Annotated in this window: 23 protein-coding genes; 6 read left to right on the top strand and 17 right to left on the bottom strand. The window is 64.3% G+C overall.

From position 1 onward, the window contains the following. The first annotated feature begins 33 nt into the window (after positions 1 to 33). The 3 genes from udk to VA599_RS15500 all read left to right on the top strand — a co-directional run bounded on the left by udk (position 34) and on the right by VA599_RS15500 (position 1,568). On the top strand, positions 34 to 648 hold the full coding sequence (gene udk / locus VA599_RS15510; protein ID WP_021478292.1) for a uridine kinase: 615 nt from the start codon (positions 34 to 36) through the stop codon (positions 646 to 648). Between the two features lie 128 nt (positions 649 to 776). Continuing rightward, positions 777 to 1,043 carry a hypothetical protein gene (locus tag VA599_RS15505; protein WP_021478291.1) on the top strand — a complete coding sequence of 89 codons (267 nt, stop codon included), beginning with the start codon at positions 777 to 779 and terminating at the stop codon, positions 1,041 to 1,043. Positions 1,044 to 1,121: 78 nt separating this feature from the next. Beyond that, on the top strand, positions 1,122 to 1,568 hold the full coding sequence (locus VA599_RS15500) for an LEA/WHy family protein (protein WP_346789393.1): 447 nt from the start codon (positions 1,122 to 1,124) through the stop codon (positions 1,566 to 1,568). On the opposite strand, the gene VA599_RS15495 is transcribed toward VA599_RS15500, so the two are convergent. From VA599_RS15495 to VA599_RS15480, 4 genes are all read right to left on the bottom strand, one after another. Continuing rightward, positions 1,569 to 2,012 (bottom strand): hypothetical protein, encoded by a 444-nt coding sequence (locus tag VA599_RS15495; RefSeq protein ID WP_346789392.1) that lies wholly within the window; start codon positions 2,010 to 2,012, stop codon positions 1,569 to 1,571. Positions 2,013 to 2,109: 97 nt separating this feature from the next. Further along, positions 2,110 to 3,993: a methyl-accepting chemotaxis protein gene (locus tag VA599_RS15490; protein WP_346789391.1), complete on the bottom strand. Its 1,884-nt coding sequence runs from the start codon at positions 3,991 to 3,993 to the stop codon at positions 2,110 to 2,112. 277 nt (positions 3,994 to 4,270) lie between these two features. Then, positions 4,271 to 6,157 carry a methyl-accepting chemotaxis protein gene (locus tag VA599_RS15485; RefSeq protein WP_021478287.1) on the bottom strand — a complete coding sequence of 629 codons (1,887 nt, stop codon included), beginning with the start codon at positions 6,155 to 6,157 and terminating at the stop codon, positions 4,271 to 4,273. 104 nt (positions 6,158 to 6,261) lie between these two features. Beyond that, the gene (locus tag VA599_RS15480) at positions 6,262 to 7,221 is read right to left on the bottom strand and encodes a LysR family transcriptional regulator (protein WP_346789390.1); all 960 of its coding nucleotides are present in this window, start codon (positions 7,219 to 7,221) and stop codon (positions 6,262 to 6,264) included. Between the two features lie 88 nt (positions 7,222 to 7,309). On the opposite strand from VA599_RS15480, the gene VA599_RS15475 reads away from it, so the two are divergent. Together VA599_RS15475 and VA599_RS15470 are read left to right on the top strand one after the other, a co-directional pair. Continuing rightward, positions 7,310 to 8,815: an MFS transporter gene (locus tag VA599_RS15475; RefSeq protein ID WP_346789388.1), complete on the top strand. Its 1,506-nt coding sequence runs from the start codon at positions 7,310 to 7,312 to the stop codon at positions 8,813 to 8,815. A gap of 45 nt (positions 8,816 to 8,860) precedes the next feature. Beyond that, positions 8,861 to 9,502 (top strand): TetR/AcrR family transcriptional regulator, encoded by a 642-nt coding sequence (locus tag VA599_RS15470; RefSeq protein ID WP_346789387.1) that lies wholly within the window; start codon positions 8,861 to 8,863, stop codon positions 9,500 to 9,502. A 107-nt stretch (positions 9,503 to 9,609) separates the two neighbouring features. Here the strand turns inward: VA599_RS15470 and sucD are convergent, their stop codons facing one another. The 13 genes from sucD to VA599_RS15405 all read right to left on the bottom strand — a co-directional run bounded on the left by sucD (position 9,610) and on the right by VA599_RS15405 (position 23,566). Next, positions 9,610 to 10,494, bottom strand: a complete 885-nt coding sequence (sucD, locus tag VA599_RS15465; RefSeq protein WP_021478968.1) for a succinate--CoA ligase subunit alpha — start codon at positions 10,492 to 10,494, stop codon at positions 9,610 to 9,612. A 27-nt stretch (positions 10,495 to 10,521) separates the two neighbouring features. Then, positions 10,522 to 11,694 (bottom strand): ADP-forming succinate--CoA ligase subunit beta, encoded by a 1,173-nt coding sequence (gene sucC, locus VA599_RS15460; protein ID WP_021478969.1) that lies wholly within the window; start codon positions 11,692 to 11,694, stop codon positions 10,522 to 10,524. Positions 11,695 to 11,856: 162 nt separating this feature from the next. Beyond that, positions 11,857 to 13,290, bottom strand: a complete 1,434-nt coding sequence (lpdA, locus tag VA599_RS15455) for a dihydrolipoyl dehydrogenase (protein ID WP_346789385.1) — start codon at positions 13,288 to 13,290, stop codon at positions 11,857 to 11,859. 16 nt (positions 13,291 to 13,306) lie between these two features. Then, positions 13,307 to 13,492, bottom strand: a complete 186-nt coding sequence (locus VA599_RS15450; RefSeq protein WP_021478971.1) for a hypothetical protein — start codon at positions 13,490 to 13,492, stop codon at positions 13,307 to 13,309. A 56-nt stretch (positions 13,493 to 13,548) separates the two neighbouring features. Further along, positions 13,549 to 14,796 (bottom strand): 2-oxoglutarate dehydrogenase complex dihydrolipoyllysine-residue succinyltransferase, encoded by a 1,248-nt coding sequence (gene odhB, locus VA599_RS15445; RefSeq protein WP_346789383.1) that lies wholly within the window; start codon positions 14,794 to 14,796, stop codon positions 13,549 to 13,551. Between the two features lie 52 nt (positions 14,797 to 14,848). Further along, positions 14,849 to 17,677 carry a 2-oxoglutarate dehydrogenase E1 component gene (locus VA599_RS15440; protein WP_104946277.1) on the bottom strand — a complete coding sequence of 943 codons (2,829 nt, stop codon included), beginning with the start codon at positions 17,675 to 17,677 and terminating at the stop codon, positions 14,849 to 14,851. A gap of 135 nt (positions 17,678 to 17,812) precedes the next feature. Continuing rightward, positions 17,813 to 19,120: a citrate synthase gene (gene gltA / locus VA599_RS15435; RefSeq protein ID WP_031296837.1), complete on the bottom strand. Its 1,308-nt coding sequence runs from the start codon at positions 19,118 to 19,120 to the stop codon at positions 17,813 to 17,815. Between the two features lie 34 nt (positions 19,121 to 19,154). After that, positions 19,155 to 19,403, bottom strand: a complete 249-nt coding sequence (locus VA599_RS15430) for an FAD assembly factor SdhE (protein WP_021478550.1) — start codon at positions 19,401 to 19,403, stop codon at positions 19,155 to 19,157. Continuing rightward, on the bottom strand, positions 19,400 to 20,110 hold the full coding sequence (locus VA599_RS15425; protein ID WP_021478551.1) for a succinate dehydrogenase iron-sulfur subunit: 711 nt from the start codon (positions 20,108 to 20,110) through the stop codon (positions 19,400 to 19,402). The genes VA599_RS15430 and VA599_RS15425 overlap by 4 nt, the downstream gene beginning before the upstream one ends. A 13-nt stretch (positions 20,111 to 20,123) precedes the next feature. Beyond that, a complete protein-coding gene (gene sdhA / locus VA599_RS15420; protein WP_231179508.1) occupies positions 20,124 to 21,899 on the bottom strand; it encodes a succinate dehydrogenase flavoprotein subunit in 1,776 nt (591 codons plus the stop codon). Next, a complete protein-coding gene (gene sdhD / locus VA599_RS15415) occupies positions 21,899 to 22,243 on the bottom strand; it encodes a succinate dehydrogenase, hydrophobic membrane anchor protein (protein ID WP_021478553.1) in 345 nt (114 codons plus the stop codon). The genes sdhA and sdhD overlap by 1 nt, the downstream gene beginning before the upstream one ends. Then, positions 22,237 to 22,614 carry a succinate dehydrogenase, cytochrome b556 subunit gene (sdhC, locus tag VA599_RS15410; protein ID WP_021478554.1) on the bottom strand — a complete coding sequence of 126 codons (378 nt, stop codon included), beginning with the start codon at positions 22,612 to 22,614 and terminating at the stop codon, positions 22,237 to 22,239. Before sdhC ends, sdhD begins: the two co-directional genes overlap by 7 nt. 217 nt (positions 22,615 to 22,831) lie before the next feature. Next, the gene (locus VA599_RS15405; RefSeq protein WP_346789378.1) at positions 22,832 to 23,566 is read right to left on the bottom strand and encodes a GntR family transcriptional regulator; all 735 of its coding nucleotides are present in this window, start codon (positions 23,564 to 23,566) and stop codon (positions 22,832 to 22,834) included. 198 nt (positions 23,567 to 23,764) lie between these two features. Between VA599_RS15405 and VA599_RS15400 the strand changes: the two genes are divergently transcribed. After that, positions 23,765 to 24,745, top strand: a complete 981-nt coding sequence (locus VA599_RS15400; protein WP_021478556.1) for a malate dehydrogenase — start codon at positions 23,765 to 23,767, stop codon at positions 24,743 to 24,745. Positions 24,746 to 24,777: the final 32 nt, after the last annotated feature.

The following is a 24,777-nucleotide window of genomic DNA, read 5'->3' as shown; positions in this document are numbered from 1 at the left end:
TTTTTTACATTTTCATTACGTCAAGGACTTCACATGAGCACCCCGTTCATCATTGGCGTTGCCGGCGGCAGCGGCAGCGGAAAAACCACGGTAACCAACAAGGTGCTGGAGACCATTGGTTCCGAGATGGCGGCAGTGATCATCCAGGACTACTACTATCGCGACCAGAGCCACCTGACCTTCGAACAGCGCCTGGGAACCAACTACGACCATCCCCAAGCGTTCGACTGGCCGCTGCTGATCTCCCACATCGACGATCTGCGCAATGGCCGCTCCATCGAGATGCCGGTGTACGATTTCTCCAACCACACCCGCTCCGACAAGACCGTCACCGTGCAGCCGGCGCCTGTGATCGTGATCGAAGGCCTGTTCCCGCTGTACGACGCGGCGCTGCGCGAGATGATGTCGCTGAAGATCTTCGTCGACACCGATTCCGACGTCCGCTTCATCCGCCGCCTGAAACGCGACATCGCCGAGCGCGGCCGCACGATGGAGAACGTGATCGAGCAATACCTGTCCACCGTGCGCCCGATGCACAACCAGTTCATCGAGCCGACCAAGCGCTTCGCCGACGTGATCCTGCCGCACGGCGCCAACGATCCGGCGGTGGACATCATCACCACCAAGGTCGCCAGCCTGATGGTGTGACGGCGCAAGACGCCGAATACGCGAAAGCCGCCCTAGGGCGGCTTTTTGCTTGTCCGGTTGACGCCGCCCGCCGCGCGGACGGACAATCGCCGCTCGCGCCATCCGGCGCGCATGATCAAGGACACACGATGCACACCATCAAACCGCGCAATCCGCTGGCTTGCGCAGCCATCCTGAAAAAGGGAGGCGCCCACGGCCGCAGCCGATCCGGCCTGCGCCAATCGCAGAAACACTCGCTCTGGGCGGAACTGGAAGACTGGCGCGAAGAGCGCGACCGGCAGCCGATGGCCGCCAAGCGCGGCCAGGACGCCGACGAGGCGTTTTTCTCCGCCGAGTATCCAAAAGCAACAGGCCATCATCCGATGGCCTGTTGCTTTTGGACGCTCGTCCGCTAACAATTCCGCACACTCCGTTTACACAACGCCACAAGCGCTGCCCGTAAAATAGAGGGCGTCTCAATCGGAAATGTCGCCATGAAATGGATAAGCACCGCCCTGCTGCTGCTTTCGCTCGCCGGCTGCGGCAGCATGGGCCTGAAGAAGCCGGAAGTCAGCCTCAGCAATATCGAGCCGGGCAGCAGCACGCTGTTCGAGCAGAACTTCGCGGTGACGCTGCGCGTCGCCAACCCCAACCCCATCCCGCTGAACGCCAGCGGCGTCGACTTCGAGCTGATGCTGGGCGGAGAAAAGCTGGGCGGCGGCAGCAGCAACCAGCCGCTGTCCATCCCCTCGCGCGGCGAAGGCGCGGTCACCTTGCAGGTGCATACCTCGCTCGCCGCCTGGATACGGCAGCTGGCCAACTGGCAGCAACTGCCCGGCGGCAAGCTGAACTACGAGATCCGCGGCCAGCTGCACGGCCTGGGCGGCCTCAAGGACCTGCCATTCGACAACAAGGGCGAATGGCAGCTGCCCAAGCGCTGATCACTGCTGCTCCATCGCCAGGCAATTGTTGCCGTCGAAGCTGACGCTCAGCACTTCCTTGGTTTTCTTGTCGACGACGAAATTGGTGGTGCACTCGCGATGGACGGTGCCGCCGCCGGTGACGCCGTTGCTGACCCAGCGTCCCGGGGTTTCCACCACCCGGGACTGCCCATCCTTGTCGGTCATGGTCAGCTTGGTGCCCGGCTCGTAACGGGTGTTCTCCTGCAGCGGCCGCTGCTCGGTGCTTTCCTTCACATAGGTGTACAGGCTGTTGCCGTTGGGCATCTGCATGGTCTTGGTCGGCGCGCCCCATTGCGCCAGCAGCTCGTTGACGTCGCGGCCCTGCCAGCGGTACACCTTCTGCGCATAGCCCTGCTGGGTGGGAAACATCGCGCAGCCGGCCAGGCTCAGCGCCAGCAACGGCAAGCATAACTTCTTCATCATGAGTCTTTTCCGATTGATAACGTTGCGACATTCTCGCGTCTGGGCAATAAAAACGCCAGCCCGTGGGCTGGCGTCGACGCAAGGAAACGGCCGCGGTTTACAATTTGAAGCGGCTGAACGCCTGCTGCATGCCGCGCGCCACGCCGTCCAGCGTGCTCAAGGTTCGCTGCGCGCTCTGCAGCGCCGCGTCAGAATCAAGGATCTTGTTATTGATCGACTCGGTGCTCTGCGCCATCGCCGTGGTGGCGTTATGCTGCTCGCCGGTGGACAGCGCCACGTCGCCGATCTTCTCCACCACCAGCTTCATCGCGCGGGTGATGTCCACCAGGCGCTCGCGCGCCAGCTCAGTCTGCGCCGCGCTGCCGTCCACCGCGCCGATGGTGCTGTCCATATTGCCGACAGCCTTGCCGGTCTCCGCCAGGATGTTCTGCACCATGTCGCCGATCTCGACGGTGGCGCTGCCGGTGCGCTCGGCCAGCTTGCGCACTTCGTCGGCCACCACGGCGAAGCCTCGGCCCTGCTCCCCGGCGCGCGCAGCTTCGATCGCCGCGTTCAGCGCCAGCAGATTGGTCTGGTCGGCGATGTCGCGGATCACGCCGGTGATCTTGGAGATTTCCTGCGAGCGCTGTTGCAGCGAGGCCAGCAACGCCGACAGCTCGCCGACGGATTGGCTGGTGCGCGCCATTTCGCCACTGATGCGCTGCAGCTCCTCGGCGCTGGATTGGGAGTTGGCGCCGGTGTCGCGCGCCAGCTCGTCGGTTTCGCGGGTGGCGTCGGCGATGTGGGAAATGCTCACCGTCACCTGCTCGATCGCCGCGGCGTTAGAGCTGGAGATGTCGGCCAGCATGTGGGAATCCTCGGCCAGCCGCGCCACGTCGGCGCCGACCGCGATCACGCCTTGCGCCAGTTGCTCGGCCTCGGAGCGCAGTTCGCGGAACATGCCGTTCAGGCGGTCGACGAACAGGTTGAACGCCTGGGCCATCTGCGCCACTTCGTCGCTGCCCTCGGCCTCGATGCGGCGGGTCAGGTCTCCTTCGCCCTGGGATATCTCGCGCAGCGCGTCGCGCACCTGGAACAGGCCCTTGAGCAGGCGGCGCAGGTAAGCGCCAGCCAGCAGCTGGGTGATGGCCAGCGCGGCCAGCAGCGACAGCGCCATCGACACCATCATCTGCCGCAGCGGCGCGTCCAAGAGCTCGCGGTCCACCACCACGCCCAGCACCCAGTCGCTGCCCTCGACCGAGCTCAGCCGCAACATGCGGCTCGTCCCATCCAGCTCCACCGTCGCCAGCTCGGATTTATCCAGCAGGCCGGCGATGCGGGAGGCGTCCATGCCCGGCATCAGCTCGGACAAGGGCTTGAGCGCGGTGTCGGCCTTGGGATAGGCGATCAGCTTGCCATCCTTGCCCATCAGGAACACGAAGCCGTTGCCCGGCAAGGACACCGACAGCACCGATTTCACCAGCTGGCCGATGGCGATGTCGCCGCCGACCACCTTGTTGCCGGCCGGCAAGGCCTGTGCCAGCGTGATCACCAGGTCCTTGATCGACGCGCTGGCAGGCTTGTACGGCGCGGTGACGATTACGCCGCCCTGCGCCTTGGCCGCCTTGAACCAGGCGCGGGAGGCCGGATCATATTCAGGACTGGGCTTCTGCTTGCCGGGAATGGAATACACCATGCCCTTGTTGTAGCCGTCGCCGACGAAGATTTGGGCATAACCGCCGGCTTCGGCCAGCTGCTGCAGATACAGGGTGGGGTCGGCTTCGCCGCCGTGGCGGACGGCGCTGGCGATGATCTGCTTGCGCTGCTCCAGCCAGGATGAGACGAAACGCTGCTGGCCGGTGATGGCCAGGTCCAGCTGGGCGGATACGCCGGATGACAGGTTGTCGCGGAATTGGAAATAGGCGCTGACGGCGGTGCTCAGCGTGGCCACCAGCATGGCCAGCGCCAGCAACAGGGCAATCTTGCTTCGTATGGATTTCATGGCAATCGACTTGTAGCTTCTCTCTCGTTGCCAATCCTCCGGACAGCAAAAAGGGCGTCGACGACGCCCTTTTTGTTCCGCCGACTCGCGTCGGCGCATGCCGCTCATCACGGCTTGTAAGGATTGGCGCTTATTCAGACCGGGTGGATTGTAAACAACGTTTACAAGCACGGGGATGAAGCGCCAATCGATTATGCAAATGGTTTTGATTTTGCTGAAAAAAACCATCCAAACCATGGCTTTTTCGCCACACCGGCAAGCCGGCGCGGCGAAAAGCTTACAACTTGAAGCGGCCGAACGCGCCCTGCATATTGTGGGCCAGCTGCTTCAGCGACTCCAGCGTCTGCATCGCGCCCTGCAGCGCGGCGTCGGAGTCCAGGATCTGGTTGTTGATGGACTCGGTGCTCTGCGCCATCGCCGTGGTGGCGTTGTGCTGCTCGCTGGTGGACAGCGCCACGTCGCCGATCTTGTCTATCACCTGCTGCATCGCGTCGCTGATGGCGATCAGTCGGCCGCGCGCCTGGCTGGTCAGTTCCACGCTGGTATCCACCGCGCCGACGGTGCGCTGCATATTGCCCACCGCCTTGCCGGTCTCGCTCAGGATGTTTTCCACCATCTCGCTGATTTCCACTGTCGCCTTGCCGGTGCGCTCGGCCAGCTTGCGCACTTCGTCGGCCACCACCGCGAAGCCGCGGCCCTGCTCGCCGGCGCGCGCCGCTTCGATCGCCGCGTTCAGCGCCAACAGATTGGTCTGGTCGGCGATGTCGCTGATCACATTGGTGATCTTTGAGATTTCCTGCGAACGCTGTTCCAGCGAGGCCAGCAGCGCCGACAGCTCGCTCACCGACTGGCTGGTCTGCTCCATTTCGTTGCTGATGCGCTGCATGTCGCCGGCGCTCTCGCGGGAGTGCTCGCCGGTGTTGCGCGCCAGCGAATCGGTTTCTCGGGTGGCGTCGGCGATGTGCGAGATGCTGACAGTCACTTCCTCGATCGCCGCGGCGTTGGAGCTGGAGATGTCGGCCAGACGATGGGAATCCGCCGCCACCTGCTTCACCGCGCCGCCCACCTCGATCACGCCGTGCGCCAGCTCATCGGCCTCGCCGCGCAGCTCGCGGAACATGCCATTCAGGCGGCCGACGAACTGGTTGAAGGCTTCGGCGGTCTGCGCCACTTCGTCTTCGCCGTGGATCTCGATGCGGCGGGTCAGATCGCCCTCGCCCTGCGAGATTTCATGCATGGCGTCGCGCACCTGGATCAGGCCGCGCAGCAAACGGGTCAGGTAGCCGGAGCTCAAGGCCACCAGCACCAGCAGCACGATCACCACGCCGCCGGAGATCAGCCAGATCAGTTGAGTCACCGGCGCCAGCACCGCTTCCTCATCGGCGGCTACGCCCATCACCCAATCGGTGTTGGCCACCGGCTTCAGCGTGACCAGGAAGGTGCGGCCGTCGATGTCCAGCGGGGCGACGTCGCCGCTGCCTACCAGTTGCTGGAAGCGGCTGTCGTCCAGGCCCGGAATCAGCTCGTTGATCGGGCGCAGTTCCTGGCCCGGCTTGGGGTAAGCGATCACCTTGCCTTGGCGGGTCAACAGGAAGGCATGGCCGTCGCCGGCCAGCTTGATGTCCAGCACCGACTTCACCAGCTTGTCGATCAGGATGTCGCCGCCGACCACGATCTCCTGGCCCTGGGCTTTGTCGGCGATGGTGATCACCAGCTTGTCCTTGGTCTCGGGCTCCGAATCCTTGTAAGGATCGGTGACGATGATGCCGCCTTGCGCCTTGGCCTGCTGGTACCACGGGCGCTGCGAGGGCTGGTAGTCGGCGCTCGGCTTCGGACGGCCCGGCACCGAGTAGAACATCTCGCCGCTGTCGCCGTGGCCGGCGTAGATGATGTTGAAGCCGCCGCCCTTGGCGATCTGCTGCAGATAGTAGCTGGCCTGCGGGTCGCCGGCGCGGGACAGGCTGGCGGTGATCAGGTTCTTGCGCACGGTCAGCCACTCCGACACCAGTCCGCCCTGCAGTTGCAGAACCTGGGTGACCTCGCGCTTGGCTTCGTCGTAGGCGTGATTGCGGATGTTGAGGCAGGCGATGACTGTCACGCTGATCGTGGCGACCAGGATGGACACCGCCGTCAACAAGATGAGCTTGTGTCGGATGGAGCGCATGATAATGATAAGCCGATGCTGATAAAAGCTTTATTATCCGTCATATCAGCTGGCACGCATTGTTAAAAATCACATACCATTTAAATACTTGCGGCAAATTTAAATCAAACCGCGCTTAATCCTGCCTCTTCCTGCCCGCCGCGCCATGCCGCCGTCTGCCGCAGCAATAATGCGTGGATGAATTGCCGCAACGGGTCGGCGTCGCAGCGCGGATGCCAGACATGCTCGACGGCGATCTCCAGCGCCGCGTCGGCCACCGGCCGCAGCGTCAGGCCGCCCGCCTCCGCTCTCAATACCCGGCCGATCAACTCCGGCAGCACCGCCACCGCCGGCAAACGCTCCAGCAGCAAGGGAATCGCCAGCAAGCTGGCGGTCGAGGCGATCACCCGCCGCGCCTGGCCATGCGCGGCCAGATAGTCGTCCACCAGGCTGGCGCTGTTGCCGATATAGGATGTGTACAAATGCGGCGGTTTCGCCAACGCCTCCGCGTCCAGCGCGTCCGGCAATGCCAGCCTGCCGGCGTGGTGAGCGCAGACGAAGCGGCTGCGGAACAGGGCTTGCCGCGACAACCGCGCGGACCGCGCCGGGAAATGGCCGATGGCGCCGTCTATCCGCCGCGCTTCCAGCGCCGCCTCGGCCTCGCCAGCCGCCATCGCCGCCACCTCCAGCCGCAGGCCGGGCGCCTGGCTCTGCAAGGCCGCGATCAGGTCCGGCAACAAGGCCGCCTCCAGCAAGTCCGGCATCGCCAGCCGATAAACGCCATCCAGCGCGGCCGGATCGAAAAGCGGCGGCGCCAGCAGCCGCTGCGCCTCGGCCAGCCAGGCCTCCAGCGCCGGCAGCAGCGCCTCGGCGTAAGGCGTGGCGGTCAGCCCGCGGCCGTCGCGGCACAGCAAGGGGTCGCCGCACTGTTCGCGCAGCTTCTTCAGAATGTGGCTGACCGCCGGCTGGCCCAGGCACAGCAAGTCGGCGCTGCGGCTGACGCTGCGGGTGCTGAGCAGCGCGTGCAAGGCCGCCAGACTGTTCAGATCCAGCCGCCGCAGCTTCAGCGCGTCAATATCATTCACAGTAATATATCCAATGAAAAACATCGATTTCATTAAATCATAAGCGCTTTCTACACTGGCGGCATCCCCCACCACCGGTATGCCGCGCATGCACGCTTTTTCCCATCAACCACATTGGAGCCGGCTGGCGGCGATCGCCCTGCTCGCCTGGCTGGAATTCCTGCAGAACGGCCTGCTCAACTTCGCCTCGTCGCAGGTGATGGGCGGCGTCGGCGCCGGGCCGGAGGAATTCAGCCAGGCGGCGATGGCTTACGCGCTGTGCGCGGTGGTGGCGTTGTTCAATCATCAATGGTGCGTCGAGCGCTTCGGCACGCGCCGCCATCTGCAAGCCTCCCTCCTGCTGTTCGCGCTGGGCGCGCTGCTCGCCGGCGCCGCCGCGTCTCCGGCGGCCTTCATCGCCGGCCGCGCGGTGCAGGGTTTGGGCGGCGCCGCCTTCTTCACCGCCGCCCGGCTGGAGGTGGCGCAACTGCCGCCCGCCAAGCGCGGGCTGGGCCTGGTCGCCTTCGGCCAGGCGCTGCTCTTGGGCAGCGCGCTGGGGCCGCTGCTGGGCGGCGTCTTGCTGCAGGCCTATGGCTGGCGCGCGCTGTGCTGGGGCATCCTGCCCCTGCTGCTGCCCGCCTGGTGGGCGGCCGGCCAATTGCCGCTGCGGCCGCCGGCGCATCGCCCCGCGCATTATCCGACCTGGACTTTCATGCTGCTGCTGGCGGCCGCCTTCCTGCTGCAGTGGCTGATCCAGCAAACGCCGTACCAACTGTTCGCCCATCCCCGATGGCTGGCCGGCCTGGCCGCGGCGGCCGTCGTCGCCTTCCTGCTATTCCGCGCCGCGCACCGCCGCCAGGCGTCCGACCGCCGCCGCTGGCGGCCGCTGCGCCGTCCCGGCTACCGCATGGGCCTGCTGGGCTACAGCTGCTGCTATCTGCTGGTATCGGCCAACAGCTACATTCTGCCGATGCTGTCGGTACAGGCGCTGGGCTTCGACCTGCCCACCAGCGGCATGCTGCTGTCGGTCAGCTATCTGGCCGGCATCGCCTTCGCGCTGCTGTACGCCAAGCTGCTGCTGAAAGGCAAAGCGCCCGGCCTGACGGAGACCATGGCCTATGGCTGCCTGCTGCTGGCCGGCTACGGCTGGTTGATGAGCGGCCTGAACGGCGAGGCGACGCTGGGCCGCGTCGCCGCCATCCTGCTGCTCAACGGCGGCTTCATGTCGCTGTTCATCATGGCGGTGGCGCAAAGCGCCTTTCGCGACATCGCCCCGGCGGCGTTCGGCCGCGCCTACCAGGCCAAGAACATCGTGCGCCAGGTGTCGATCTCGGCCGGCGTCTCCTTGGCCAGCGTGTTCATGCAGGCGCGCAACGCGCTGCATTACAGCCGTTTGTCCGAACGTTTTTCCTGGAATTCGCCACAGTTTCTCGACTCATTGCATCAATTACGACAATTCATGCCCGATTTGAGCGATACTCAACGCCTCGGAGTGCTGGCCGGCGAACTCGCCCGGCAAGCCACGCTGGTTTCCTGCCTGGACTTCTTCCGCCTGGAAAGTTGGATAGGCTTGGCGCTGGCGGCCTGCCTGCTCGCGGCCAAAAAGATCGGCTGAGCCGGCGCTCCGTGGCATCTCAGTTTCAGCGGGAAGAATCAAATCATGCGCAAAAGCGTCCAATCGGAGACCTTCAACAAGATCGTCGAAGCAAGCCTGCAACTGTTCAATCAGGAAGGCGAGCGCGTCATCACCACCAACCACATCGCCGAGCGGATGAACATCAGCACCGGCAAGCTCTACTATCACTTCCGTAACAAGGAAGAGATCATCAACGAGCTGTACCAGCGCTACGTCAAGGGCATGGCCGATCAGCTGTCCGCCGCGCTCAGCCACAGCAACTCGATCGAGGCGATGGTGATGGCGATGGAAAAGACGCTGCGCCACATCTGGAGCTTCCGCTTCCTGCCCAAGAGCCTGCCCAGCCTGTTCTGCATCAATCCGCAGCTGGAGGAAGAGCATCAACAGCTGTCGCGCGGCCAGCTCAACGGCAAATTGGGCCAGCTGTTCGGCCGCCTGCGCGAACAAGGCATGATCCTGGTCGACGACCAACAGCTCACCCACCTGGTGCAGCACTTCCAGATGGTGCAGACCGGCTGGATCAGCACCATCAAGCAGAACGCCAGCGCGGCGGAGCTGGACAAGCTGGTGCAGTCCGGTTGCCGCAGCCTGATGTACCTGCTGACGCCCTACGTCAGCCCGCGCTTCCAGTCGCCGTTCGAACGCGCCTGCGCCCGTTTCGCCTGACACCGCCTCGCCGCCGGCGGGCCCGCGCCACAGCGCTGCGGCGTAGCCCATAAAAAACACCCCGCGATCGCTCGCGGGGTGTTTTCGTTCAGACCGGGAAACCGGGCTTAGATCATGCCTTTGCTTTTCAGCAGGTCGAACATGGTCTTGCCGATTTCGGCCGGGCTGCGGGTGTAGGCGATGCCGGCCTTCTCGAAAGCCTTGAACTTCTCTTCCGCCGTGCCCTTGCCGCCGGAGATGATGGCGCCGGCATGGCCCATGCGCTTGCCCTTCGGCGCGGTGACGCCGGCGATGTAGCCGACTACCGGCTTGGTCACGTAGGACTTGGCGAACTCGGCCGCCTCTTCCTCGGCGGAACCGCCGATTTCGCCGATCATCACGATGGCGTCGGTGTCAGGATCATCCTGGAACAGGCGCAAGGCATCGATGTGGCTGGTGCCCGGGATCGGGTCGCCGCCGATGCCGATGCAGGTGGACTGGCCCAGGCCCAACGCGGTGGTTTGCGCCACGGCTTCGTAGGTCAGGGTGCCGGAGCGGGACACGATGCCGATGCGGCCCGGGTTGTGGATGTGCCACGGCATGATGCCGATCTTGCACTCGCCCGGGGTGATGATGCCGGGGCAGTTCGGGCCGATCAGGCGGATGCCGGCTTCGTCGACGGCCTTCTTCACGTACAGCATGTCCAGGGTGGGCACGCCTTCGGTGATGCAGACGATCAGCTTCACGCCGCTGTCGATGGCTTCCAGGATGGAATCCTTGGCGAAGGCTGCGGGCACGTAGATCACCGAGGCGTCGGCCTGGGTCTGACGCACGGCGTCCTTCATGGTGTTGAACACCGGCAGGCCCAGATGCTCGGAACCGCCCTTGCCCGGGGTCACGCCGCCCACGACCTTGGTGCCTACCTTCAGCGCCTGCTCGGCGTGGAAGGTGCCGTTCTTGCCGGTGAAGCCTTGCACCAGCACTTTGGTGTCTTTGTTTACCAATACGCTCATTTTGTATTCCTCAGCTCAGTGCGGGTCTCAGGCCACGGCCTTGACGGCGGCGACGATCTTCTCGGCAGCGTCGTTCAGACCCTGGGCGGAAGTCAGTTTCAGGCCGGATTCGTCCAGGATCTTGGCGCCCAGCTCGGCGTTGTTGCCTTCCAGACGGACCACGACCGGCACGGTCACGTTCACTTCCTTCACGGCGGCGATGATGGCTTCGGCGATCATGTCGCAGCGGACGATGCCGCCGAAGATGTTGATCAGCACGCCTTGCACCGAGGTGTCGGCCAGGATCAGCTTGAACGCTTCGATCACGCGCTCTTTGGTGGCGCCGCCGCCCACGTCCAGGAAGTTGGCCGGCTGGCCGCCCTTCAGCTTGATGATGTCCATGGTGGCCATCGCCAGGCCGGCGCCGTTCACCATGCAGCCGATATTGCCTTCCAGGGCCACGTAGTTCAGGTCGAACTCGGAAGCCTTCACTTCGCGCTCGTTCTCCTGGCTCTTGTCGCGCTGGGCCAGCAGTTCCGGGTGGCGGTACAGGGCGTTGGAGTCCAGGTTGATCTTGCCGTCCACGCAGGCCAGCTCGCCGTTTTCGCGCAGCGCCAGCGGGTTCACTTCGAACAGGGCGAAGTCGTTCTCGACGAAGGCCTGGTAGGAGCCCAGCATCAGCTTGGAGAAAGCGGCGATCTGCGCGCCGGACAGGCCCAGCGCGAAAGCGGCGTCGCGCGCCTGGAACGGCTGCATGCCGACCAGCGGGTCCACTTCGATCTTGATGATCTTTTCCGGGGTCTCTTCAGCCACCTTCTCGATTTCCACGCCGCCTTCGGTGGAAACCATGAATACGACGCGCTGGCTGCCGCGGTCCACCACCGCGCCCAGGTACAGTTCGCGCTGCACCGGGTACATGTCTTCGCAGACCAGAACCGAATTCACCGGTTGGCCGGCGGCGTCGGTCTGATAGGTCACCAGATTGGTGCCGATCAGGGTCTTGGCGACTTCGGCGGCTTCTTCGCGGCTCTTCACCACTTTCACGCCACCGGCCTTGCCGCGGCCGCCGGCGTGCACCTGGGCCTTCACGACGGCGAATTTACCGCCCAGCTTGTCGTAAGCGGCAGCCGCTTCTTCCGGCGACTTGGCCAGAATGCCTTGTTGCACCGGCAGGCCGTAACGGCTCAGCAGCTCTTTCGCTTGGTATTCATGCAGGTTCATCTATGGTTTCCTTTCGGGGAAATGATGGCGGGCATGCGCCTCTGCCTCTATTCCTTGATCGCTTGCCAAACCTTGTTGGCGGAGCCGGCGCGCGCCCCCCGGCGCGCGTTTTCCGGCCCTGTACCGGTCGGGTCGTGCGCATTGTACACGACCCGTGTTCACTCAACCGTGCAACGCGCGCTTGTCGGCGGCGAGGGCGGCTTCGTGGATCACTTCCGACAGCGACGGGTGGGCGTGGACAATGCGCGCCAGGTCTTCGCTGGCGGCCTTGAACTCCATCGACACCACGCCTTCGCTGACCAGTTCGGACACCATCGGGCCGATCATGTGCAGGCCCAGGATGCGGTCGGTCTTGGCGTCGGCCAGGATCTTCACCGTGCCCTGCGCCTGGCCCAGGCCCAGCGCGCGGCCGTTGGCGCCGAAGCCCGACGTGCCCTTCTTGTACTCGACGCCCTCGGCCTTCAGCTGCTCTTCGGTCTTGCCGACCCAGGCGATCTCCGGAGAAGTGTAGATCACCCACGGGATCACGCCGAAATCGACGTGCGGCTTCTGGCCGGCGATGCGCTCGGCCACGGCCACGCCCTCTTCCGACGCCTTGTGCGCCAGCATCGGGCCGCGCACCACGTCGCCGATCGCCCAGACATTGGGCAGATTGGTATGGCAATGGTCGTCCACGGCGACAAAGCCGCGCTCGTCCAGCTGCAGGCCGACAGTCTCGGCGCCCAGACCCTGGGTGTTGGGCACGCGGCCGATGGAGACGATCAGCTTGTCGAACTCGGCCTTCACCGCTTCGCCGTTCAATTCGTAATTGACGGTGACGCTCTTCTTGCCGGCCTTCACTTCGCCGATCTTGACGCCCAGCTTGATGTCCAGGCCAGTGTCGCGGGTCAGCATCTTGAACGCTTCCTTGGCGATCTGCTGGTCGGCGGCGGCCAGGAAGGTCGGCATCGCCTCCAGAACGGTCACTTCCGAACCCAGGCGCTTCCACACCGAGCCCATTTCCAGGCCGATCACGCCGGCGCCGATCACGCCCAGGCGCTTCGGCACCGCGGTCAGCGCCAGCGCGCCCTCGTTGTCCAGCACCAGCTGGTTGTCGGTGGCCAGGCCCGGCAGCGCGCGCGGGCTGGAGCCGGTGGCCACGATCACGTGGCCGGCTTCCAGGGTGTCCACCACCTTGCCGCCGTCAGTGACTTCGATCAGCCACTTGTCGCCCTGGCGGCCCTTGAAGGCGGCCAGGCCATGGATGTTGGCGACCTTGTTCTTCTTGAACAGGAAGCCGATGCCGGCGGCGTTCTTGTTGATGATGTCGGTCTTGCGGCCCAGCATCTGGCCGACGTCCATCTTGGCGCCGGACACGCTGATGCCGTGCTTGGCGAAGTCGTGTTGCACCGCGTGGAAGTTTTCCGACGATTGCAGCAACGCCTTGGACGGGATGCAGCCGACGTTCAGGCAGGTGCCGCCCAAGCTGGGTTTGCCTTCCGGATTCTTGAACGCGTCGACGCAAGCCGCGCTGAAGCCCAGCTGGGCCGCGCGGATGGCGGCCACGTAGCCGCCGGGACCGCCGCCGATCACTACAACATCAAACTGTTGGCTCATGGATTTTCCCTTGGGATCAGGCCTTGCCCACTTTGAACAGCAAGGCCCCGAAAGCGATCATGAACAGCGCGATGACGATCTTGCCGAACAACACGTAGCGGTCTTCGCGCATTCCCTGCTGGCGTTTTTTCCAGGTAAGGAACAACAAGGCCACCCCGGCCAATACCGAGGCGAACGCGTAAACCCAATCCGGCAGATTCATTCTGGCTCCGTTCATGCAGATTCAAACAGGCCGGCTTGCGCCGGCCCGGTGCTTCATTACAGGTCGAGCAGCAGACGCGCCGGATCCTCGATGGCGTCCTTGATCGCCACCAGGCTCAGCACCGCTTCGCGACCGTCGATGATGCGGTGGTCGTAGGATTGGGCAAGATACATCATCGGACGCACCACCACTTGACCGTTCTCAACCACGGCGCGCTCCTTGGTGGCGTGCATGCCCAGGATCGCCGATTGCGGCGGGTTGATGATCGGGGTGGACATCATCGAGCCGAAGGTGCCGCCGTTGGAGATGGTGTAAGTGCCGCCGGTCAGTTCTTCCACGGTCAGCTTGCCTTCCTGGGCGCGCTTGCCGAATTCGGCGATCTGCTTCTCGATGTCGGCCAGCGACAGCTGGTCGGCGTTGCGGATCACCGGCACCACCAGGCCGCGCGGGCTGCCCACTGCCACGCCGATGTCGAAGTAGCCGTGGTAGACGATGTCGTTGCCGTCCACCGAAGCGTTGACGATCGGGTACTTTTTCAGCGCGGCGACCACGGCCTTGACGAAGAAGCCCATGAAGCCCAGCTTGATGCCGTGCTCTTTCTCGAACTTGTCCTTGTACTTGGCTCGCAGGTCCATCACCGGCTTCATGTTCACTTCATTGAAGGTGGTGAGGATGGCGTTGGTCTGCTGCGACAGGATCAGACGCTCGGCCACGCGCTGGCGCAGACGGGACATCGGCACGCGCTGCTCGGCGCGGCCGGACAGGATGCCGGCCACGTTGACGGCGGCCGGAGTGGCGGACAGCGCCGCGCCGGCGGAACTCGGAGCCAGCACCGGACCGGCCTGGGACGGAGCGGCCGACTTGGCGGCGGACTGCACGTCTTCCTTCAGCACGCGGCCGTCGCGGCCGGAGCCGGCCACCTTGGACAGGTCCACGCCGGTTTCCGCGGCCAGCTTGGCTGCGGACGGCATCGCGGCGGCGGCGGCGGCCGGAGCGGCCTGAACCGGAGCGGCGGCTGCGGGCGCCGGGGCGGCGGCTGCGGCCGGAGCCGCGTCGCCTGCCTTGGCGGCGGTATCGATCTTGGCGATCAGCTGGCCGGAGGTCACGGTGGCGCCATCCTGCTCGATGATTTCCACCACCACGCCGGCTTGCGGCGCCGGCAGTTCCAGCACAACCTTGTCGGTTTCCAGGTCGATCAGGTTTTCGTCGCGTTTGACGAACTCGCCAACCTTCTTGTGCCAGCTCATCAGCGTGGCTTCGGATACGGATTCGGGCAGTTGCGGGACTTTGACTTCAATCAGCATGTTCTTCTCCATGGCGGGGCGGCCGCGATGCCGCCCCTTCTTTCTCGTTGGCTCAGCGGGCGACCGACATCGCTTCTTCGACGAAGGCCTTCAGTTGGGCGACGTGCTTGCTCATATAACCGACCGCCGGCGAAGCCGACGACGGACGGCCGGCGAACGACAGCTGCTGCTTGGCGGTCAGCAGGCCTTCCAGGCGGTGGCGGATCTGGTACCAGGCGCCCTGGTTGCGCGGCTCTTCCTGCACCCACATCACTTCCTTGGCCTGGGTGAAGCGCGCCAGCTCGGCGGCCACCTGCTCGGTCGGGAACGGGTACAGCTGCTCGATGCGCACGATGGCGATGTCGTCGTCCAGGCCGCGCTCCTTGCGGGCGGCGGCGAGGTCGTAATACACCTGGCCGGCGCACAGCAGCACGCGCTTGACCTTCTTGGCGTCCTTGACCACCACGTCGCCGATCACCGGGCGGAAGCTGCCGGTGGTCAGGTCTTCGACCGGGCTCATCGAATCCTTGAAGCGCAGCAGGCGCTTGGACAGGAAGATCACCAGCGGCTTGCGGTACGGGCGCAGCACCTGGCGGCGCAGCATGTGGAACATCTGGCCGGCCTCGGACGGCATCACCACCTGCATATTGTGCTCGGCGCACAGCTGCAGCCAGCGCTCCAGGCGGGCGGAGGAGTGCTCCGGGCCCTGGCCGTCGTAGCCGTGCGGCAGGATGGTGGTCAGGCCGCACAGACGGCCCCACTTGGTCTCGCCGGAAGAGATGAACTGGTCGATAGCCACCTGGGCGCCGTTGGCGAAGTCGCCGAACTGGGCTTCCCAGATCACCAGCTGGTCCGGAGCGGAACAGGCGTAGCCGTATTCGTAGGCCAGCACCGCTTCCTCGTTCAGGATGGAGTCGATCACCAGGAAATCGGCCTGGTTGTCGGACATATTGCGCAGCGGCACATAGCTGCCCTGGTCCCAGCTCTCGCGGTTCTGGTCGTGCAGCACCGAGTGGCGATGGGAGAAGGTGCCGCGGCCGGAGTCTTCGCCCGACAGGCGCACGCCGAAACCGTTGGTCACCAGCGACGCGTAGGCCAGCGTCTCGGCCATGCCCCAGTCGACGTTCTGCTCGCCGGCGGCCATCGCCTTGCGCGCGGCCAGCACTTTCTGCACGGTCGGGTGCAGCTTGAAGCCTTCCGGCAGCGTGGTGAACTTGTCGGTCAGGCGCTGAATGTCGGCCTGCGGCAGCGAGGTGTCGGTCGGGTGCGCCCAGTGGGTGCCCAGGTACTGGCTGAAGTCCAGCGCGTGCTCGCGGCGGTAGTTGGTCAGCGCGGTCTGCTCGACGTGCTCGCCCTTGTCCAGCGCGTCGCGGTAGGCCTGGATCTGCGCGTCGGCTTCTTCGGCCTTCAGCACGCCCTCCTGCACCAGACGCTCGGCGTACATCGCGCGCACGCCCTGGTGCTTGGCGATCTTCTTGTACATCATCGGCTGGGTCAGGAAGGGATCGTCGCCCTCGTTGTGGCCGAGCTTGCGGTAGCACACCAGGTCGATCACCACATCCTTCTTGAAGGTCATGCGGTAGTCGAGCGCGGCCTGCATCACGAAGCAGACGGCTTCCGGATCATCGCCGTTCACGTGCAGGATCGGCGCTTCGATCATCTTGGCCACGTCGGTGCAGTACATCGTCGATCGGATATCGCGGGTGTCCGAAGTGGTGAAGCCCACCTGGTTGTTGATGACGATGTGGATGGTGCCGCCGGTGCCGTAGCCGCGGGTCTGCGACAGGTTGAAGGTGCCCTGGTTGACGCCCAGGCCGCCGAAGGCGGAGTCGCCGTGGATCAGCACCGGAACCGCGGTCTTGCGCTCGGTGTCCTTGCGGCGTTCCTGGCGCGCGCGCACCGAACCTTCCACCACCGGGTTGACGATTTCCAGGTGCGACGGGTTGAACGCGAGCGACACGTGCATCGGGCCGCTGGCGGTCGGGATGTCGGACGAGAAGCCCATGTGGTACTTCACGTCGCCGGAAGCCATCTGCTGGGCGGCCTTGCCTTCGAATTCGGCGAACAGGTCGCGCGGCTGCTTGCCCAGGGTGTTGACCAGCACGTTCAGGCGGCCGCGGTGGGCCATGCCGATGATCAATTCCTGCACGCCCTGCTCGGTGGCGTTCTGGATCAGGTGGTCCAGCGCCGCGATCGCGGACTCGCCGCCTTCCAGCGAGAAGCGCTTCTGGCCGACGTACTTGGTGTGCAAGTAGCGTTCCAGCGTTTCGGCGGCGGTGATCTGCTTCAGGATGCGCTGCTTCTTGGCCGCGTCGTAGCGCGGGGTGGACAGCGCCTCCTCGAAGCGTTTCTGCACCCAGTGCTTCTCGTCGGACTGGGTGATGTGCATGAATTCGACGCCGATATTGCCGCAGTAGGTCTGCTTCAAACGGGCGATGATGTCGGACAGCGGCAGCTTCTGCGGGCCGGCCAGCGAGCCGACGTTGAACTGCACCGCCATGTCGGCGTCGTTCAGACCATGGGTAGCCGGGTCCAGCTCGCGCACGATGGCTTGATCCATGCGGCGCAGCGGGTCCAGATTGGCCTGGCGCGCGCCCAGCACGCGGTAGGCGGAAATCAGCTTCAGCACGCCCACCTGTTTCTGCATCGCCTCCCAATCGGTGGCGGCGGCGCCGCGCTGGCCGATCACCGGCTTTTTCGCCAACTGGATGAACGACTCCTGGATCGGCAGGTGCGGCACATCGCGCTCGGCGGCGCCCGGCGCCTGCGCCAGCTTGTCGAAGTAGTCGCGCCACTCGTTCGGAACCGAGTTGGCGTCAACGAGGTACTGTTCGTACAGCTCCTCGATGAACGGGGCATTCCCACCGAACAGATAGGAATGGCTGTACATGGATTGCATCATGGTCTGGCTACCCTTTGTCTTGTCTTAACGACGTTGCTGCATTATTCAAAGCGCTTGGGCAAGGCGTCCTTGCCCCAGCGCTCTGTAAAAAAGGGCTGGCTGAAGCCCCCGCTTCAACCAACCCTGTCTTTCACATCAGCGCTTGGCGACTTCCACGACGTCGCGGCGCGCGGCGCCGGTGTACAGCTGGCGCGGACGGCCGATCTTCATGCCCGGATCGCCGATCATCTCGTTCCAGTGCGCGATCCAGCCCACGGTGCGGGCCAGCGCGAAGATCGGGGTGAACATGGAAACCGGGATGCCGATCGCGGACAGCACGATGCCGGAGTAGAAGTCCACGTTCGGGTACAGCTTGCGCTCGATGAAGTACGGGTCGGACAGCGCGATCTTTTCCAACTCCATCGACAGCTTGAACTTCGGATCGTTGTGCAGGCCCAGCTCGTTCAGCACTTCGTCGCAGGTCTGCTTCATGATGGCGGCGCGCGGGTCCATGTTCTTGTACACGCGGTGGCCGAAGCCCATCAGCTTGTAGCGCTTGTCCTTCACGCCCTGCATGAAGTCGGCGACGTTGTCCACCGAGCCGATCTCGTCCAGCATCTTCAGCACGGCTTCGTTGGCGCCGCCGTGGGACGGGCCCCACAGGCAGGCGATGCCGGCGGCGATGCACGCGAACGGGTTGGCGCCGGAAGAGCCGGCCAGACGCACGGTGGAGGTGGAGGCGTTCTGCTCGTGGTCGGCGTGCAGGGTGAAGATGCGGTCCAGCGCGCGCGCCAGAACCGGGTTCACCTTGTACTCTTCGCACGGGGTGGAGAACATCATGTGCAGGAAGTTTTCCGCGTAGGTCAGGCCGTTCTTCGGGTAGGAGAACGGCAGGCCCTTGTTGTAGCGGTAGGCTTGCGCGGCGATGGTCGGCAGCTTGGCCACAAGGCGGTGCGCGGAGATGCGGCGATGCTCCGGATTGGAGATGTCCAGCGAGTCGTGGTAGAAGGCGGACAGCGCGCCCACCACGCCGACCATCACGGCCATCGGGTGCGCGTCGCGGCGGAAGCCCTTGAACAGGCTCATCAGCTGGTCATGCAGCATGTTGTGGCGCATGACGCCGCGTTCGAAATCCTTGCGCTGGGCCGCGGTCGGCAGTTCGCCGTTCAGCAGCAGGTAGCACACTTCCAGATAGTCGCTCTTCTCGGCCAGTTGCTCGATCGGGTAGCCGCGGTAGTACAGGTGGCCCAGATCGCCATCGATGAAGGTGATCTTGGATTCGCAGCTGGCCGTGGCCAGGAAACCCGGGTCGAAGGTGAACATGCCGGTTTTGCCAAAGGCGCGGATGTCGACGACATCCGGACCCAGCGAGCCCCCCAGGACCGGCAGGTCCAGGGTTTCCTTACCCTCGTTGTAGCTGAGCGTGACTTTGCGATTAGTTTCCACAGCAATACTCCCAGTCATTATTTCGTTGTTGTAATGGTTTGGGGCCAGGCCATCACAGCGATCGCAGGATCGCCACGATGTCCATCAATTCCGGATCGTCGAGATCGGCCTTGCCGTTGACGACATCCAGAAAATCAGTATCCGGCAGATCCAGCAGCTGCCGGTACGCGTCGATCTGGGCGGGCGCCAGCTGGTCGAACGGGCCGGCGAAGAACTTCTCCAGCACCAGGTCCAGTTCCAGCAGACCCCGCCGCGACCGCCAGCGGATCCGTTTCAGTTCGATCGGATCGTAAGCCGTCATACCGCACGCTTGACCATCAGGTCCTTGATCTTGCCGATCGCGCGGGTCGGGTTCAGGCCCTTCGGACACACGTCGACGCAGTTCATGATGCTGTGGCAGCGGAACAGGCGGTACGGGTCTTCCAGGTTGTCCAGACGCTCGTTGGTGGCTTCGTCGCGGGTATCCGCGATGAAGCGGTAGGCGGCCAACAGGCCGGCCGGGCCGACGAACTTGTCCGGGTTCCACCAGAACGACGGGCAGGACGTGGAGCAGCACGCGCACAGGATGCACTCGTACAGGCCGTCCAGCTCCTTGCGGTCTTCCGGCGACTGGCGACGCTCGCGCTCCGGCGGCGGCGTGTCGTTGATCACGTACGGCTTGATCGAGTGGTACTGCTTGAAGAACTGCGCCATGTCCACGATCAGGTCGCGCACCACCGGCAGGCCCGGCAGCGGACGCAGCTCGATCGGCTGCTTCAGCGTGCGGAAATCGGTCAGGCAGGCCAGACCGTTCTTGCCGTTGATGTTCATCGCGTCCGAGCCGCATACGCCTTCGCGACAGGAGCGGCGGAAGGACAACGTGTCGTCCTTGGTCTTCAGCTTGACCAGCGCGTCCAAGAGCTTGTGCTCGGTGGCGTCCATGTCCACGCTGATGTCCTGCATGTACGGCTTGGCATCCTTGTCCGGGTCGTAGCGGTAGATGCGGAATTTGACGTTTTCGGTAGTCATTTCTGTTCAACCCTTAGTAGGAGCGGGCCTTCAACTTGATCGTGTCCACGGTCAGCGGCTTCATGTTCACCGGCTTGTACTGCAGACGGTTGCCGTCGCGGAACCACAGGGTGTGCTTCAGCCAGTTGGTGTCGTCGCGGCCGTTCGGGGTTTCCGGCGTGTCCGGCGCGTCGTCGCGCACGTGGGCGCCGCGGCTTTCGGTGCGGGCGTTGGCCGAAACCATGGTGGCCTTGGCCACTTCGATCAGGTTTTCCAGCTCCAGCGCTTCGATGCGGGCGGTGTTGAACACCTTGGACTTGTCGCCGATCTCGGTCTTGGCCACCATGCCGGCCACTTCCAGGATCTTCTCCACGCCCTCGGCCAGCATGTCCTTGAAGCGGAACACGCCGCAGTGCGCCTGCATCACGCGCTGCATCTCGGCGCGGGCATCATGCACCTGCACGCCATTGGTCTGGTTGTCGAGACGGGCGACGCGGGCGACCGAGCGCTCCACATCGGCCATCGCCAGCTGCGGCAGGTCTTCCGGCTGCTGCTTGACGAACTCGATGATCGAGTTGGCCGAGCTCTTGCCGAAGACCAGCAGGTCCAGCAGCGAGTTGGTGCCCAGGCGGTTGGCGCCGTGCACCGACGCGCACGCCACTTCGCCGGCGGCGTAGAAGCCGTGCACCGGCTGGCCGTCGATCACCACTTCGCCGTGGTAATTGGTAGGGATGCCGCCCATCTGATAGTGGCAGGTCGGCACCACCGGGATCGGGGCCTTGATCGGGTCCACGCCGGCGAACTTGATCGAGATCTCGCGGATGCCCGGCAGCTTGGACATGATCACCTCGGGGTCGAGGTGGGTGATGTCCAGCAGCACGTGGTCCTTGTTCGGACCGCAGCCGCGGCCTTCGTTGATCTCGGACACCATCGCGCGCGACACCACGTCGCGGGAGGCCAGGTCCTTGGCGTTCGGCGCGTAGCGCTCCATGAAGCGCTCGCCGGAGCTGTTGCGCAGAATGCCGCCTTCGCCGCGCACGCCTTCGGTGATCAGCACGCCAGCGCCGGCCACGCCGGTCGGGTGGAACTGCCAGAACTCCATGTCTTCCAGCGGGATGCCGGCGCGGGCGGCCATGCCCAAGCCGTCGCCGGTATTGATGAAGGCGTTGGTGGACGAGGCGAAGATGCGGCCGGCGCCGCCGGTGGCGAACAGAGTGGCCTTGGCCTGGAACACCACGATTTCCGAAGTTTCCATTTCCATGGCGACAACGCCCTGCACGCGGCCTTCGGCGTCGCGGATCAGGTCAAGCGCCATCCACTCGACGAAGAAGTGGGTGTTGGCGCGCACATTGCGCTGGTACAGCGCGTGCAGCATCGCGTGGCCGGTGCGGTCGGCCGCGGCGCAGGCGCGGCGGACCGGCTTGCCTTCGCCGAAGTCGGACATGTGGCCGCCGAACGGACGCTGATAGATGGTGCCGTCCGGATTGCGGTCGAACGGCATGCCGTAGTGCTCAAGCTCGACCACCACTTTCGGCGCTTCGCGGCACATGAATTCGATGGCGTCCTGATCGCCCAGCCAGTCCGAACCCTTGACGGTGTCGTACATGTGCCAGTGCCAGTTGTCCGGCTCGGAGTTGCCGAGCGAAGCGGACACGCCGCCTTGGGCGGCCACGGTATGGGAACGGGTCGGGAACACCTTGGACAGCACGGCGGTCTTCAGACCAGCTTCCGACAGTTGCAGCGCGGCTCGCATGCCGGCGCCGCCGGCGCCCACGACTACCGCATCAAAATGACGAACAGCTACGCCCATTACAGCCCCCAGACCACTTTAACGGAATAGATGAAACAGGAAACCAGCCAGACGATGGTGAACACGTGCAGCGCCAGGCGGATGCCCACCGGCTTCACGTAGTCCATCCACACGTCGCGGATGCCCACCCATACGTGCAGGAACAGCGCCAACAAGGTCACCTGGGTGAACAGCTGGACCCAAGCATGGCTGAACAGAGACTTCCAGCCTTCGTAGCCGGACGGCAGCGCCAGCAGGAACAACGCCAGAGCCACGGTGTAGAGCACCATCACCACGGCGGTGACGCGCTGCATGATCCAATCGCGCAGGCCATAGCCGGCGCCGACGACGTGACGGTTTACCATAGAGCGATACCTCCCAGGACCACGGTCAGCACCAGGCTGACGACCAGCACGGTCTTGGCGGTGGCGCGGGCGGTCTCGAGTTCGAGACCTTTGTGAATGTCGAGAAACAGGAAACGGATGCCTGCGCAGAAGTGATGCAGGTAGGCCCAGATCAGGCCCAGCAAGACCAGCTTCATCAGCGGGTGGGACACTACCGCCTTGTAGGTGTCGAACGATTCGGCGGAGCTGAGCGAACCGTGCAGCAGATAGATCAACAGCGGGAGGGAAAAGAACAACGCCACACCACTGACCCGGTGCAGGATGGAGACGAAACCCGGAACGGGCAGTCTGATCCTGGCCAAGTCCAGATGCTTCGGTCTTTGCTTCTGCATAAGGCTTTCCTTGGATGTTTTGTGACCAAGTGGTTTACATGACGCCCGCCCACCGCGAGCGAAGCGCCTGGCGGACCCGTCCTTTTTCCTGGGAGCGGTATCCGCCTTTACCTGGCATATTGCGTAATTCATTTGCAATATGCGCCGGGGATTCTAACAAAAGTTGGTCTATCCCGCTGGCCGCTCTCCGCTTAATCTGCGTCAAGGACAGCGGCGTTCAGCCGTGTTTCACTGTATAAGCCAGCTGGTGCGTCAAGCAGTAGCGCTGCCGCCACTCCAGCGGGCGGCCGTCCATGTCCGCAGACAGCCGCAGCAGGCACAGGGCCGGCACGTCGGCCACCATGCCGGTCACGCCCAGCAGCCCCGCCTCCTCGCGCGGCAGCATCTCGGCGCGGAACTGCTCGCACACCACTCTCACCCGCACGCCGAAGCGCTGCTGCAGCGTGGCGTACACGCCGGCCGAATTGCGCAGCCAGCGCGCGTCCATGCCGTCGAACGTCTCCGCCGGCAGCAGCGCGTCGTCCAGCGCCACCGGCGCGCCATGCCAGCGCCACAGCTGGCGAATTCTCAATAAAGGCGCAAGGCGCCGCAATTGCAAAGCCTCGGCGATGTCCTCGCTGGCGTTCAGCCGGGACATGCCGAGAAATTCCCTGACCAGTTCGTCCGGCCGCTCGAAAAACAGGCCCGGCGTCAGCAACGAGGCCTCGCCCCAATCGCCGGGCACCGGCGCCGCATAAGTGCCCCTGCCCTGCTGGCGGTACAGCAAGCCCGCGTCCACCAGCTCCGACAGCGCCTTCCTTACCGTGCCCTGGCTCGCGCCAAGCTCGTCGGCCAGCTCCCATTCGCTGGGCAGCGCGTCGTGCGCCTGCCATTCGCCGCCGCTCATGCGCTGCATCAGCAGCTGTTTGACCTGCGCATAAAGCGGCTGTCTTTTCAGCGTATTGGCTGTCATGGTCTGTGTTTTAACACCAAACAATTCCAGCGTAAAGATAAGTCTTATATAAGACACAAGACTCAAACGATTGTTTAACGACATATTCTTGACAGATAACCCAAATCGATAAACAGCCGTGATACACTCCAGGCCACATCTATACTGCAGAGCACCATCTGCAGCTCATTATCGGATACATCAAAGGAGAGTCCGCCAATGAAAGCCCCCGTTCGCGTTGCCGTTACCGGCGCTGCCGGCCAGATCGGCTACAGCCTGCTGTTCCGCATTGCCAGTGGTGAAATGCTGGGCAAGGATCAACCGGTCATTCTTCACCTGCTGGACCTGCCGCAGGCTCAAACCGCGCTGAAGGGCGTGATGATGGAGCTGGAAGACTGCGCCTTCCCGCTGTTGGCCGGCATGGTAGCCACCGACGACCCGAACGTGGCCTTCAAGGATGTGAAAGTCGCCCTGCTGGTCGGCGCCCGCCCGCGCAGCAAGGGCATGGAGCGCAAGGACCTGCTGGAAGCCAACGGCGCCATCTTCACCGTCCAGGGCAAGGCGCTGAACGACCACGCCGCCCGCGACGTCAAGGTGCTGGTGGTGGGCAACCCGGCCAACACCAACGCCTGGATCGCGATGAAGTCCGCTCCGGATCTGGATCCGAAAAACTTCACCGCCATGTTGCGTCTTGACCACAATCGCGCGCTGTCGCAAATCGCCGCCAAGACCGGCAAGCCGGTGGCCTCGATCGAGAAGCTGGCCGTGTGGGGCAACCACTCGCCGACCATGTACGCCGACTACCGCTTCGCCACCATCGACGGCCAATCGGTCAAAACCCTGATCAACGACGACGTGTGGAACCGCGACGTGTTCCTGCCCACCGTGGGCAAGCGCGGCGCCGCCATCATCGAAGCGCGCGGCCTGTCCTCCGCCGCCTCCGCCGCCAACGCCGCCATCGACCACATCCACGACTGGGTGCTGGGCAGCAACGGCAAGTGGGTGACCATGGGCATTCCGTCCGACGGCTCCTACGGCATCCCGGAAGGCGTGATGTACGGCGTACCGGTTGTATGCGAAAATGGCGAATACAAACGTGTAGAAGGCCTGGAGATCGACGCGTTCAGCCGCGAGCGGATGGACCTGACCCTGGCCGAGCTGGAAGAAGAGCGCGCAGCCATCGCTCACCTGTTTGGCTGATTTTCCGGCCTGACCGAAGAGAAGCGCACCAA

The organism is Chromobacterium indicum, from assembly GCF_039708975.1.
GTDB lineage: Bacteria > Pseudomonadota > Gammaproteobacteria > Burkholderiales > Chromobacteriaceae > Chromobacterium > Chromobacterium piscinae.
The sequence above is the reverse complement of the archived record's forward strand: the minus strand, read 5'-3'. Positions and strand labels throughout refer to the sequence as shown.

Bases quoted from the DNA above. Each gene is read 5' to 3' on its own strand.
- VA599_RS15405 (WP_346789378.1), bottom strand. From the start codon at position 23,566: ATGACAGCCAATACGCTGAAAAGACAGCCGCTTTATGCGCAGGTCAAA.
- odhB (WP_346789383.1), bottom strand. From the start codon at position 14,796: ATGCTGATTGAAGTCAAAGTCCCGCAACTGCCCGAATCCGTATCCGAA.
- lpdA (WP_346789385.1), bottom strand. From the start codon at position 13,290: ATGAGCCAACAGTTTGATGTTGTAGTGATCGGCGGCGGTCCCGGCGGC.
- VA599_RS15400 (WP_021478556.1), top strand. From the start codon at position 23,765: ATGAAAGCCCCCGTTCGCGTTGCCGTTACCGGCGCTGCCGGCCAGATC.
- VA599_RS15425 (WP_021478551.1), bottom strand. From the start codon at position 20,110: ATGACTACCGAAAACGTCAAATTCCGCATCTACCGCTACGACCCGGAC.
- sdhA (WP_231179508.1), bottom strand. From the start codon at position 21,899: ATGGGCGTAGCTGTTCGTCATTTTGATGCGGTAGTCGTGGGCGCCGGC.
- VA599_RS15475 (WP_346789388.1), top strand. From the start codon at position 7,310: ATGCACGCTTTTTCCCATCAACCACATTGGAGCCGGCTGGCGGCGATC.
- VA599_RS15485 (WP_021478287.1), bottom strand. From the start codon at position 6,157: ATGCGCTCCATCCGACACAAGCTCATCTTGTTGACGGCGGTGTCCATC.
- VA599_RS15440 (WP_104946277.1), bottom strand. From the start codon at position 17,677: ATGATGCAATCCATGTACAGCCATTCCTATCTGTTCGGTGGGAATGCC.
- VA599_RS15490 (WP_346789391.1), bottom strand. From the start codon at position 3,993: ATGAAATCCATACGAAGCAAGATTGCCCTGTTGCTGGCGCTGGCCATG.
- sdhD (WP_021478553.1), bottom strand. From the start codon at position 22,243: ATGGTAAACCGTCACGTCGTCGGCGCCGGCTATGGCCTGCGCGATTGG.
- sucD (WP_021478968.1), bottom strand. From the start codon at position 10,494: ATGAGCGTATTGGTAAACAAAGACACCAAAGTGCTGGTGCAAGGCTTC.
- VA599_RS15495 (WP_346789392.1), bottom strand. From the start codon at position 2,012: ATGATGAAGAAGTTATGCTTGCCGTTGCTGGCGCTGAGCCTGGCCGGC.
- VA599_RS15450 (WP_021478971.1), bottom strand. From the start codon at position 13,492: ATGAATCTGCCGGATTGGGTTTACGCGTTCGCCTCGGTATTGGCCGGG.
- gltA (WP_031296837.1), bottom strand. From the start codon at position 19,120: ATGACTGGGAGTATTGCTGTGGAAACTAATCGCAAAGTCACGCTCAGC.
- udk (WP_021478292.1), top strand. From the start codon at position 34: ATGAGCACCCCGTTCATCATTGGCGTTGCCGGCGGCAGCGGCAGCGGA.
- VA599_RS15505 (WP_021478291.1), top strand. From the start codon at position 777: ATGCACACCATCAAACCGCGCAATCCGCTGGCTTGCGCAGCCATCCTG.
- VA599_RS15470 (WP_346789387.1), top strand. From the start codon at position 8,861: ATGCGCAAAAGCGTCCAATCGGAGACCTTCAACAAGATCGTCGAAGCA.
- sucC (WP_021478969.1), bottom strand. From the start codon at position 11,694: ATGAACCTGCATGAATACCAAGCGAAAGAGCTGCTGAGCCGTTACGGC.
- VA599_RS15430 (WP_021478550.1), bottom strand. From the start codon at position 19,403: ATGACGGCTTACGATCCGATCGAACTGAAACGGATCCGCTGGCGGTCG.
- sdhC (WP_021478554.1), bottom strand. From the start codon at position 22,614: ATGCAGAAGCAAAGACCGAAGCATCTGGACTTGGCCAGGATCAGACTG.
- VA599_RS15500 (WP_346789393.1), top strand. From the start codon at position 1,122: ATGAAATGGATAAGCACCGCCCTGCTGCTGCTTTCGCTCGCCGGCTGC.